Origin of the sequence: Flavobacterium adiutor (assembly GCF_048282555.1) — a bacterium.
In the GTDB taxonomy this organism is placed as follows: domain Bacteria; phylum Bacteroidota; class Bacteroidia; order Flavobacteriales; family Flavobacteriaceae; genus Flavobacterium.
The window spans coordinates 4,013,432-4,026,196 of the sequence record NZ_CP182487.1; the positions used below are offsets into that span (position 1 = coordinate 4,013,432).

General features: G+C 33.6%; 10 protein-coding genes. 7 read left to right on the forward strand and 3 right to left on the reverse strand.

The genetic code is table 11. The annotated features are described in order from the left end of the window. Nucleotide 1: 1 nt before the first annotated feature. From ACNC7R_RS16995 to ACNC7R_RS17005, 3 genes are all read right to left on the reverse strand, one after another. Nucleotides 2-1,168, reverse strand: a complete 1,167-nt coding sequence (locus ACNC7R_RS16995) for an AAA family ATPase (protein ID WP_417942224.1) — start codon at nucleotides 1,166-1,168, stop codon at nucleotides 2-4. Between the two features lie 146 nt (nucleotides 1,169-1,314). Then, nucleotides 1,315-1,914, reverse strand: a complete 600-nt coding sequence (locus tag ACNC7R_RS17000) for a hypothetical protein (protein WP_417942225.1) — start codon at nucleotides 1,912-1,914, stop codon at nucleotides 1,315-1,317. Nucleotides 1,915-2,008: 94 nt separating this feature from the next. Next, complete coding sequence (locus ACNC7R_RS17005; protein WP_417942226.1) at nucleotides 2,009-3,034, reverse strand: 2-hydroxyacid dehydrogenase; 1,026 nt, start codon at nucleotides 3,032-3,034, stop codon at nucleotides 2,009-2,011. Between the two features lie 258 nt (nucleotides 3,035-3,292). Here ACNC7R_RS17005 and ACNC7R_RS17010 point away from each other — a divergent pair, with 258 nt between their 5' ends. From ACNC7R_RS17010 to ACNC7R_RS17040, 7 genes are all read left to right on the forward strand, one after another. Further along, the gene (locus tag ACNC7R_RS17010) at nucleotides 3,293-3,742 is read left to right on the forward strand and encodes a copper resistance protein CopD (RefSeq protein WP_417942227.1); all 450 of its coding nucleotides are present in this window, start codon (nucleotides 3,293-3,295) and stop codon (nucleotides 3,740-3,742) included. A gap of 27 nt (nucleotides 3,743-3,769) precedes the next feature. Then, nucleotides 3,770-4,714, forward strand: coding sequence for a quinolinate synthase NadA (gene nadA / locus ACNC7R_RS17015; RefSeq protein WP_417942228.1), 945 nt, complete (start codon nucleotides 3,770-3,772; stop codon nucleotides 4,712-4,714). Beyond that, nucleotides 4,714-6,252: an L-aspartate oxidase gene (gene nadB / locus ACNC7R_RS17020; RefSeq protein ID WP_417942229.1), complete on the forward strand. Its 1,539-nt coding sequence runs from the start codon at nucleotides 4,714-4,716 to the stop codon at nucleotides 6,250-6,252. Before nadA ends, nadB begins: the two co-directional genes overlap by 1 nt. 169 nt (nucleotides 6,253-6,421) lie before the next feature. Then, nucleotides 6,422-6,874, forward strand: coding sequence for a hypothetical protein (locus ACNC7R_RS17025; RefSeq protein WP_417942230.1), 453 nt, complete (start codon nucleotides 6,422-6,424; stop codon nucleotides 6,872-6,874). Nucleotides 6,875-7,334: 460 nt separating this feature from the next. Then, nucleotides 7,335-7,880, forward strand: a complete 546-nt coding sequence (locus tag ACNC7R_RS17030; RefSeq protein ID WP_417942231.1) for an RNA polymerase sigma factor — start codon at nucleotides 7,335-7,337, stop codon at nucleotides 7,878-7,880. 78 nt (nucleotides 7,881-7,958) lie between these two features. After that, entirely contained in the window at nucleotides 7,959-9,017 is a 1,059-nt protein-coding gene (locus tag ACNC7R_RS17035) for a FecR family protein (RefSeq protein WP_417942232.1), read from the forward strand. A 159-nt stretch (nucleotides 9,018-9,176) separates the two neighbouring features. Beyond that, complete coding sequence (locus ACNC7R_RS17040; protein WP_417942233.1) at nucleotides 9,177-12,761, forward strand: SusC/RagA family TonB-linked outer membrane protein; 3,585 nt, start codon at nucleotides 9,177-9,179, stop codon at nucleotides 12,759-12,761. Nucleotides 12,762-12,765 lie beyond the last annotated feature (4 nt).

A 12,765-nucleotide genomic window follows, 5' to 3' on the forward strand; every position in this document is an offset into this window, starting at 1 on the left:
ATTATGAATTTATAAATTCAATTAATTCATATCTAAAAGTTTCTTTTGCTATATTAGGCACTCCACCTAATCTTCCTTCTGTATACCATTTCTCAAAATTTCCTTCTCTAATACCTTTAATATCCGAAACCGTATATAATTCGGTTTCACCTTTTGAATTTTTCTCAACTAAATTGATTTGATCTCTTCTTAAATTATTTTCAGCACTTAATAAAGTTGTGTCGTGGGTCGCGAAAATAAATTGTGCTCCATTTTTATTCACTTCTGGATCATTGAATAAACCTAATATATATTGCGCTATTTCAGGATGCAAACTTCTTTCAAATTCATCAACTATTAAAACATGACCATCAATCAAAGCATTTAATATAAATGGTACAAAAGCAATAAATCTTTGTGTCCCAGAAGATTCATCTTCAAAATTGAATTCAATTTTTTCCATTTTACTATCCAAATGGAAAGTTTTAATTCGACCTTCTTTTTCTTTAATATCAACAACTTGTGTATCAATTTTCTGAATCATTGACTTAGATAAGTCTAAAATCCCTCCCCAGGCATCTACATCCTCGAACATAATTTTACTGAACACTTCATTAAATCTATCAGAATGCAACCTATCAGTAGGCAAAATATATAACCTTCTTAAATTTTCATAAACATCCTTCGCTAAGTTAACATTCTCTAATGCAGCTTTTCCTAAAAACAATTGGTTTTCATTTGTACGTTGCTTTATACTTTCAAAAATCCCTTCATACCCATTTCCCTTTGTAATTTCTTTGTGATCTCTCTCAAACACCTTAACTTTCAAACCTTTTGGAAAACTAAAAAGTGATTCTTTCAAAACTTTATTATTAAAGACCTCTACAGAATATACATACAAAATATTTTCAATCAATAAATCAATAGAAAAAAAAGATGGTTTTTTTAAACATGTAGCACTCAATTTGAATGGATTAAATAACTCAATAAATTCATTTGGTTTATAATCTGTTGAATTTTGCACAAAAGTTTTAAAATCAAATAAAGCTTTTATAATATTACTTTTGCCACTTGCATTTGCCCCATAAATAGCTGCAGAAGTTAAGGCATAATAATCTTTATTTTTTGTTGCTTGGAGATTTGTTTTCTTGATTACATTGATTGGATTTTTTAAATCGCTAGGTATCATAGACAATTCAACCATTTCATTTATGGAACGAAAATTAGACACTCTGAAATTTAACAACATAAGTATAGGTTTTATTTGTAAATATATTACAAATATATGGTTTATTCACGCTTCATAAACGCAATTAGCAATTACTTTAACATGTACTAAAACGAATATCTCTCCAATTTCTTCCCCTGAATATCCAAAACCTTAGAACTTCCTTTCGGGAAATCCCCTTTATGTTCGGGCTGAACAGATGGATTTGAAGGATATTTTCCGTTTTTTAATTTTATATGATGAAACTTTCCGCTGCTTTCCATAATTAAATCGTAAAACTTTTCAGTTGGTGTTGTAGTGACATAAATCGGGAAATCGGTTACTGTAAATTTATTGATTAAACTTCCGTCATTGTTTAAAATATAGCCTGAACAGCCTCCGCTTCCGCAGAAATAGGAGTTTGAGAAACCAACCAAATATTCATTTTTTTGATCGTTATTCAAATCGAAAGCTTCGTAGTAAAAATAGCGGTCTTCTTTTGTCATTGCCGGAAGATCTTTCTTTAATAAAATCTGCAATTGTTTACGAATCAATTCGACCGCTTTCTGATCATTTTGCGCATCACCACTTACATCTGCTGTACCGCCGAGTGTTTTAGACAAAGTATCCTGAACAATTGCTTTGATTATATTTTTGGATACCGCTTCTTTATTTCGGCAGGAATATAATATTGAAATCCCGGTTAAAATTAGAATTATACGCTTCATAATTTGTATTTTAAGTAATCAAGATACAAAAAATATCCGAAACACTAAACCTAACAGGTTTTGAAAACCTGTTAGATTTCTACCACAAATTATTTTAAACCAACAACGCCGATTTATTTTCAATATCATTCTGAACTAAAAGTGATTTTATATTATTAAAAGTCACTAGTGCAATCTGCGTTAAAGCTTCATTGGTAAAAAACGCCTGATGAGCCGTAACCAAAACATTCGGAAAACTCATTAATCGCTGAATTGCGTCGTCCTGAATAATATCATCCGACAAATCCCTGAAAAACAGTTTCTCTTCCTGTTCATAAACATCGATTCCGAGATAGCCAATTTTCCCATCTTTTAAACCTTCAATTACGCTGGCTGTTTCTATCAGTCCGCCACGACTGGTATTGATAATCATGACGTTATCTTTCATCGAATCAATCGACTTTTTATTGATTAGATGTTTTGTCTGGTCGTTCAACGGACAATGCAGTGAAATAATATCACTCAATTTAAAAATATCTTCTAAACCTACAAAAGAAACACCGTCTTTGAGCATTTCATCATTTTCGACAATATCATAGGCCAGAACTTTACAGCCAAAACCTGAAGCAATTTTAGCGAAAGCTTTTCCGATATTTCCCGTTCCGATGATTCCGATTGTTTTTCCGAATAAATCGAACCCCAAAAGTCCGTTTAGAGAAAAGTTTTGCTCACGCACTCTGTTATACGCTTTATGTGTTTTTCGGTTCAAGGTCAAAATCATCGCCATGGCATGTTCTGCAACTGCCTGAGGTGAATAGGCAGGAACACGGCAGACTTTTAGATTGTATTTTTTTGCTGCTTCTAAATCGACGTTGTTAAAGCCGGCACAACGTAAAGCAATAATCTTTACATTCTTTTCTGCCAGTTGTCTGATTACCTCTTCGTTTACAATATCATTTACAAAAACACATACGATCGATGCATTTTCGATCAGGATTGCTGTTTGCGGATTCAGCTGTGTTTCAAAATAATCAAGCTCATAACTAAACTCATCATTATACTTATCGAAGAACGTTTTATCATACGCCTGAGTCGAGAAAAAAGCAATCTTTTTTTTATTATAAATAGAATTTACGCTCATAACTACTGTTTTAAAATTTTATTAACTATGGCTCACCTTGTCATTAAGCCGCAATTTCCTCTTTTCAGGTACTACCAAAAGTTACTAATTTACAATATTACAAATCAAAAACAATGAAATCATTGCTGTTTCTACTTAAGTGATTACAACAAAATAACATCATTTTTAAAAGGAAAAACATGATAAAAATCATTTCTGATTCCTTTTTAATATTATAAAATTACATTCCTGAAAAAATTATAATTCAACATAAAAATCATGAATCACCATCTTCTCTTAATCATTCATCTTTTGAGCGCTGCCATTTGGGTCGGTGGGCATATACTGCTTTGTGTGGCCTATCTGCCTAAAGCATTAAAAGAAAAAGACCCGGAGATTATTCTGAATTACGAAAAGAAATACGAACCTGCAGGTATGACTTCCTTGTTTTTACTAGTCGTAACAGGCATCTTGATGGCTTATAAATATGGCGTAACCCTGAATTACTGGTTTCATTTTGCCACTCCAATTGAGAGCGTTGTTTCATCAAAATTAATTTTATTGCTCACAACCACAGCTTTTGCCTTAAGCGCCCAATTTCGGGTTTTGCCTAAACTGAAAACCAATCCAGGTAAATTACCCGAAATGACCTTTCATATCCTATCGGTTACCACAATCGGTATTGTAATGCTGATTTTTGGATCTTTCATTCGGTTTGGAGGCTTCTAATCATTAGACAAATAATTCTTTAAAAAAATGGATACAATCGAAATACAAAATTTAAAAGAGCAGATTATAAAACTCAAAAAAGAAAAAAACGCTGTCCTTTTAGCACATTATTACCAGCAGACAGATATTCAGGAAATCGCTGATTATGTTGGTGACAGCCTGGGATTATCTCAGGAAGCGGCAAAAGCAGATGCTGATATTATCCTTTTTGCCGGAGTTCATTTTATGGCCGAAACAGCCAAAATTTTAAATCCTTCCAAAAAAGTGATTCTTCCGGATGTAAATGCCGGATGTTCATTGGCTGAATCGTGTCCTCCTGATTTATTCAAAAAATTCATAGACCAACATCCTGACCATCTTGTGATTACGTATATCAATTGTTCTGCAGAAGTGAAAGCTATGACAGATATTGTAGTAACCTCTGCAAATGCCGTAACAATTGTAGAATCGATTCCTAAAGAAACGCCGATTATTTTTGCTCCCGATAAAAATCTTGGAAAATATGTGATGAGTAAAACCGGAAGAGAAATGATATTGTGGGATGGATCATGCGTAGTTCATGAAGCCTTTTCATTAGATAAATTAATTGAATTGTATAAAGAACATCCGGATGCCAAAATCATTGCCCACCCTGAATCTGAAACCCATATTTTGGCTACTGCCAGCTATATAGGTTCTACTTCCGGAATGATTGATTATGTAAAAACAGACTCTTACAATAAATTTATTGTCGCAACAGAATTTGGGATTTTACATAAAATGCAGGAGGAAGTTCCTGAAAAAATACTGATTCCCGCTCCTGCGAAGGAAGACAACACCTGTGCCTGCAGCGAATGTGGCTACATGAAAATGAACACATTACAGAAAGTATACAACTGTTTAGTAAATGAAAGTCCTGAAATTACAGTACCAGAAGATAGTATCCAAAAGGCATTAATCCCGATTGAAAGAATGCTTGAGTTATCCAAATGATGATACATACAAATTACTTAATTATTGGCTCCGGTGTTGCCGGACTTACACTTGCTCTTCGTCTGGCAGCAGAATTTCCGAAAAAAAACGTCACCATTGTCACTAAATCGAACGCTGACGAATCAAATACGAAATATGCTCAGGGCGGTATTGCCATTGTGATTGACAAAAACGAAGATTCGTATCAAAAGCATATCCGTGATACCATTATTTGCGGAGACGGATTGTGTGATGAAGCCATTGTAAAAATGGTGATTACCGAAGGACCAAAACGATTGAAAGAACTGATCGAATGGGGTGCCAAATTTGATAAAAATCCTGACGGCAATCTTAATTTAGGCAAAGAAGGCGGGCATTCTGAAAATCGCGTTGTGCATCATAAAGACCAGACGGGTTATGAAATTGAACGCGCTATTTTGAAGCAGGTGTCTGAAAAAGAAAATATTACTGTTTGCGATCATCATTTTGCTGTCAATTTAATTACCGAAGAAAACTGTTGCCTGGGAATTACTGCTTTAGATGAAAGAACAAGACAGCTGCAAACTTACAAATCGGACTTTACAATATTGGCCACTGGCGGAATTGGCCATCTTTACGGACATACGACTAATCCTGTAATCGCAACAGGTGACGGAATTGCCATGGCCTATCGCGCCGGAGCAACTATTAAGGAAATGGAATTTATACAGTTTCATCCCACCGCTTTTTATGAAGCTTCCAGCAACTCCAAGTTTTTGATTTCGGAGGCAGTCCGAGGTTTCGGAGCTTATCTGCGTACCCGTGAAGGTCACCGTTTTATGATGGATTATGATTCAAGGCTGGAATTGGCATCAAGAGATATTGTATCGCAAAGTATTGACCTGGAACTAAAAAAATCCGGTGATGATTGTGTTTATTTAGATTGTACCCATCTTGATTTAGAAGCTTTTAAAAATCATTTCCCAATGATTTACAAGCACTGTTTAACGGCTGGAATTGACATAGAAAAAAACTGGATTCCAGTTGTTCCTGCGCAGCATTATCTGTGCGGAGGAATTGTAGTTGATACTAATGGTAAAACTTCTATCCATAATTTATTTGCCTGTGGTGAATGTTCTCAAACCGGGCTGCACGGAGCAAATCGGTTAGCATCCAATTCATTGCTGGAAGCTTTAGTTTATTCCGGCAGAATTTATGAATGCTTAGCCAATCCTGATTTAGGAATAAAAACAACTGATTATAAAATTTCAGAAAAAGAAAAAAAAGCTAAACCTGAAATTGATTCTGAATATCTGACCGAATTAAAACCCAGACTTCAGCATTTGATGCGGCAAAACGCAGGAATAGTAAGATCTGACACTAATTTACAAAATGCGAAAGAACAGCTTTCAAAATGGAAAAATGAAATGGAGCAGATGGAAAAAACGCACCAGATTAGTGTGCCTTTTTATGAATTACTAAATATGATTACTATTGGAAGTTTAATAGTGTCACAATCTTTAAAACGACAGGAAAACAGAGGTGGATTTGTTAAAATTAAAGAAACTTGTTTTTATTAAAACCTTCTAAAAAACATTTATCATATTACCTAAAAAAAACCTGCATCCTAATAAAAAACGCATACCAAATGAGATTTTAATAAGTAAAAAAAAAGAAAATTATGTTAAATCATTAAACCTTTTATTTAATCCATTGTCTTATATCCACAAAACATTAAAAAAACAAATTATGAAAAATTTTTTTATGGCGGCTTTACTATTTGTTGGAATAGCAAGTTTCGCACAAGATGCAGAGAGTGACGATATGGATCAAAAACCAATGCGTGAGCAAAGAGAGCGAATGACTCCGGAACAGCGTAATGAAAGACAACTGAAAAAATTAACCTCTGACTTAGCCTTAGACGCAAAACAGCAGGAACAGGTAAAACAATTAATAGCTGAAAGAAGTGCAAAAGCAGAAAAATTAAGAGAAGCCAGAAAAGAACAGAGAGAGAAAGGCACAAAATTAACTGCTGAACAAAGAGAAGCCCTCAAAAAAGAAATGACTGCAGAAGCAGATGCAAATGACGCTAAAATGAAAGGAATTCTAACTGCGGACCAATATACTAAATGGAAAAAAATCCAAGAAGAAAATAAAGATAAGGCAAGAGACAGAATGAGAGAATACAGAAGAAACAATTAATTATTATGGAATACCTTCTCCTTAAATCAAGTGGTTCCTTCAGTCTGGAAAACTCCTATCAGGTTTAAAAATAAAAGTTAAAAATCTATATTAATTTCCCATATATATCGTTCCAAACAGGACGATTTATATGGGTTTTTAGTTTCAAATAATAAATCATATAATTTTCGTTCCTGCAATCTTCACTTCTTTCTTCTAAAAAACAGCTTAGTCTCTTGCAATAAAAAATTTTATGACTATCAGTTGTTTAAAATTTAAAGTTAGCTTCAAAATTCATTAATCGTATAGTATATCGTCTGATTAAAATCCTCATCACCCAAAACGATCAATTTTAACAAAATATCCTTTATTATTTGAATCAAAACAATCAAAATCATACGAAATATTTGAAACATTCCCTGTTTAACTGATAAAAGTTAGTAGATTTGCCATTAAACACCAACAACAATTTATTCCATAAATGGAAAATACCACTACAGATATATATTTATGGCAACAGATTAAAAAAGGCGATATTGCCGCTTTTGAAACGCTATATGATATCTATGCTGATGTTTTGTTAACCTTTGCTTTACAGTACACTAAAGATACTTCAATCGCAAAAGATGCCATTCATGATGTCTTTCTGGATATTTACAAATACAGAAGCGGTTTGGCTGAAAATGTAAATGTAAAGTCTTATCTCTTTAAAATTACCCAGCGAAATATTCTAAAAAAAAATCAGGCTTCTCAAAAGATATTTTACTTAAACCCTGAACAAGATTATATTACGCCTAAAGAAGCGTCATTTGAAGATGCTTTAATCGCCCAGGAAAACACTCTTGAACTAAATTCAAAACTGGCTTTTGCCATGGAGGAACTTACCGAAAAACAACGAAAGGCATTATTCTACAGATTTAACGAAGATAAACCTTATGAAGAAATTGCTTCTATTTTGGAAATCTCAATCGAGTCTTGCAGAACACTGATATACAGATGTTTGAAAGAACTTCGAAAAAAACTTTAAAAAAAGGTTATTTTTTTTGTCTATGTTTTTGACTTTTGGTTCTTTATGTAATTATAGAGAATCTAAAAGAAAAATATTTTGTACCCAAATTTCAAAATTTTACCAAAAGAAGTCAAAGCTGATTTAAAAGCAAAAATTGCAGAAAGTATTGCTTTTGAAAAAAAACGAGCTCGACGTAAAAAACTTTATGTGCTTTCATCGAGTGCCGCAGCTCTATTTTGTCTGCTTTTTGGACTTGTCACAATTTTTAAGCAAAAGTCTCACTCATTAGAGATAAATACGATTGAGGAGTTTGCAAAAAACACTGCCCATGAAGGTTCTTTTGAAAAAAGCAATAAAGTTCAGTTAGTACTGTCAGATCAGGAAGCTGTAACGGTTGGAGACAGTACCACAATTGCTTATGATGCTTCAGGAAATAAAATCAATGTAAACAATAAACAGATAAAGCAGAAAATTTCTAAAGAATCTCAATACAATACAGTTTTAGTTCCTTATGGCAAACAGGCAAAGCTTAGCCTTGCAGACGGAACTCAGGTTTGGCTGAATTCAGGATCTAAGTTAATTTATCCGACAACTTTTGATGCTGAAACCAGAGAAGTATTTTTAGAAGGAGAAGGAATTTTTGATGTATCACATAATGCAGCAAAACCTTTTTTTGTAAAAGCTGCTAACAATTACAGTGTACGTGTCTTAGGAACCCTTTTTAATGTAAGTTGTTATGCTAAAGATGCAAAAGTTTCGACTGCTTTACTAAGAGGAAAAGTAAAAGTAGCGTATACCAAAAAAGTTTTTTTTGGAACAGATACAATTCAGACCATTCTTAAACCAGGAATGATTGCTGCACTGGATAAAAAGAAAGAAACAATAAAAGCTGTTGTACAGGATGTTGAGCCTTTGTTTTCATGGAGAAAAGGATATTACGAATTTTCACAGGAAAGACTATCGCTGGTATTAGAAAAATTAACACGCTATTACAATGTTGATTTTGTTTTAAATAAAAAAATAAGTACAAACGAAACCTACTCCGGTGCTTTTAAACTGAATGATGATCTGGATAAAGTAGTTGAAACTTTAGAAGCTACAACAGGCTTTGAATTTGTTTACAATGAAAGCACCCGGGAAATAACTATTAACTAATATTAACAACAAAAAACATAAATGCCTATGATTTAAATGAAGACCTGAAATAAGCTAACATAACCTACCAAAAACAAAAAAACCAAAAGATGCTGGAACATCTTTTGGCTATGTAAAATTTTAATTGCAGATGCAATTATTGATAACTAAAACAAAATTATGAATAAAAATCATGATAAAGGCTTTCTATTGCCTAAAAAAATCATCAACCTTACTTTTATTTTCCTTATGAGAGTATTCATTTTAGTTCTGTATTTAGGATTAACCAGTATTTATGCAAATGGCGTAGAGGCTCAAAATGAAATCTCAATAAAGGTTCAGGGTGCTTCACTTCAATCACTTTTTACCACAATACAGCAAAAAAGTGACTATGTATTTTTCTACAATGATGATTTATTAACATCAGCAAAAAAAGTAACTATAAGTCAACACGGTACAGTTTCAGAAATCCTAAATACGGCTTTAGCTAATACAGGATTAACATATACTGTTATTGATAAACAAATAGTTATTAAGAAGAGTAAACCTAAAGCAGCAGCTTCTACAGGCGAATTAGAACCTTATGAAATTAAGGGAACAGTGACCGATAAAAAAGGAAATCGTTTAATAGGGGTGAATGTTATGCTGGTAGGAACCCAAATTTGGGATATTACCCGCGAAAAAGGAGATTACAGAATAGAAGTAATTGCAACAGACTCGCTTAGATTTTCGTATTTAGGTTATAAAACAAAAACGCTGGCAGTTAAGGATAAAAAAGTGTTAAACGTAATATTGGAGCCTCAGGTCGAATTTCTGAAAGATTTAGTTGTTGTAGCTTCAAACGGATATACAGATTTACCTAAAGAAAGAGCAACAGGATCATTTGGAGTGATTGGAGCCAAAGAACTGGCTGAAGTTCCAACCGTAGATATCCAATCAAGAATAGAGGGAAAAATGGCGGGTGTAAAGGTTGACCCTAGAACAGGTTCTATATCTGTAAGAGGAACTAATAATTATGGTGGTACAGGTAGTCCTTTAATTGTAGTTGATGGTTTTCCTCAGCCCGAAGATTTTGCTTTTAGTAAAAGAGGAGTTCCGGGATCTTCTATTTTGAGTTATATGAATCCTGATGATGTAGAGAGTATTACCGTATTAAAAGATGCGGCAGCATCTTCAATATGGGGAGCTCGTGCAGCAAATGGAGTAATTGTAGTAGTGACTAAAAAAGGTAAAAAAGGAGATCCAGTTATTAGTTTCAATACGACTACTTCTATAGGTGAGAGAATGGATTTAGGCAAACTTCGTGTTATGAATACAGCTCAGTATATTGATTACGAGAAAGACTTGGTTAATGGTGGTTTTGTTGCAGATAATATTAACAATACTATAGGTTCAGCAAATGATAAAAACCCTAGCGCTGCGCAGGAAATTATGTTCAGACAGAAGAGAGGGGAAATTTCTTTGACACAAAGAGATCAGTTACTGGATCAGTTAGCACAAAATGATAATTTAAGTCAGATAAACCGATATCTGCTAAGGAGCTCAATCACCAGACAATATGACTTGTCTGTAAACGGAGGAACTGATAAAAGTACTTATTATTTGTCGTTAGGATATAATAATGATGAAGCAGTGTTCAGAGGCAACCAGTCTGAATCTTACAATATTACATTAAATAATTCATTTCAGCTTAAGAGCTTTTTGAAATTGAATACAGGCGTAAACTACGTAAATTCCACTTTTCAGGTAAATAATACGGTAAATGAAGCGCTATCTAATGTTTCAGACTTTGCTTTGCGCCCGTATGATATGATTGCTGACACTAACGGAAATGGTATTGACCGTTATATTTCTTTGAGACCAGAAGTTGCAAAAAAATATGAAGCTAAAGGATATTTACCATGGGCTTATAATTATTTAGATGAGTTAAACTATTCTAATGTAGTAACAAAAGGCGGAAACATCAGATTGAATGCCAGTTTAACAGCAACGGCTACCGACTGGTTAAATTTTGAAGCTTCCGGAATGTACAATTCGATAGGAAACAAAACTAAATCACTGAGCGAATTAGATAGTTATTATACAAGAAACATGATTAATCTTGCTACTTCGGTTAATACAGTTGGTAAATTAGTTTATGGAATACCAGTTGGCTCTTATTTGTATAATACCACGGCAGCAAATGAATCGATAAGCATGCGTCTTCAGATGAATATCAATAAAAACTTTAATGATAATAATAGTTTACACTTTCTTGCTGGTGCTGAAACCAGAGAAGAAAAAAGAGAAGCTTCTAGTCAAAGATATTATGGCTACAATATAGATACAAATTCAGGAGCTACAGTAAATCCAACAGCATATTATACAACTATTTACGGATGGCAAAGTATGATTGGAAGTTCAGATAACAGTATCAATAGATACAGAGACCGATTTTTATCTTACTACGGTTTAGGATCTTATGATTTTATGAACAGATATCATATATCTGGAAGCGCCCGTTTTGATGATGTTAATTTATTAGGTGCCACAAGAAAAGACAGAGCTAAGCCTTTTTGGTCTGTAGGAGGTAAATGGGATATTAACAAAGAGTTTTTCTTAAGAGATTTAAATTGGTTAAACGACTTAACCCTGAGAGTTACCTATGGTATGGGAGGAGCTCCTCCAGGAGGAGGTTTTGGTAGCACCAGAGCTGTTATAAGTGTAGGATCAGTAGATACCGCTACCAACTTGCCAACTGCTTCTATTTCATTACCGCAAAATCCAGATATTACATGGGAGATAACCAAAACAATAAATTTTGGTTTAGATTACGGTTTATTCAATAATCGTTTACGAGGAGCTTTTGATGTTTATTCTAAAAAAACAGATAATATCTTAGCCACTGTCCCTTTTAATCCAACAACGGGTTGGTCAAATTTATATTATAATACAGCTTCATTAAAAGGACATGGTTTTGATGCTACTTTGTCTGGTGTAATTGTAAACTCTGGTTTTAAATGGAACAGCAGTATTAATTTTTCTTACAATACGAATGAAGTAACAGATTCTCGTTACAAAGTTACTTCTGCTAATCAATATTTAGGTTCGCAAGCTATTTTAGGAGAGATGATTGGAACTATTTACGCGTACCATTGGGCAGGTTTAGATGCTGCAGGACAATCTACTGTTTATAAAAAAGATGGTACAATTGTAAGCTCATCACAAGGTATTTCCAATATTGATAAAGACGATCTGAAAAAAATGGGAACTACTTTCGCTCCTTATTTTGGGGGGTTAATGAATGATTTTTCATATAAAAATTTCAGATTAGGCGTTCAGATTACATATTATGCAGGTCACATATTTAGAAATACGGTACTACAAAACTATCCTTCTTATTCAGGACTTCAGTATGGAGCTGTTGCTAAAGACGAATTAGTTGCACAAAGATGGAGACAGGCTGGCGATGAGGCTTCAACAAATGTTCCGGGACTTGCAAACATTAGTTATAATAGTTTGAACCGTTATCAAATGGCAGATATTAACGTGCTTCCGGCTGATAACGTAAGATTACAGCAAATTTCATTAGGATATAATGTTCCAAATAAATGGATAGAAAAAACTTTTATTAAGTCGTTGAGTTTCAATTTTGCGGCTAGAAATTTAGGTTTGTTATGGGTTAAAAATGATTTAGGAATCGATCCGCAATTTCTGTCAAACAATAACTATAATACGCTTGCACCACAGCGTAACTATACTTTACAGTTTAATTGCAGTTTTTAATTTT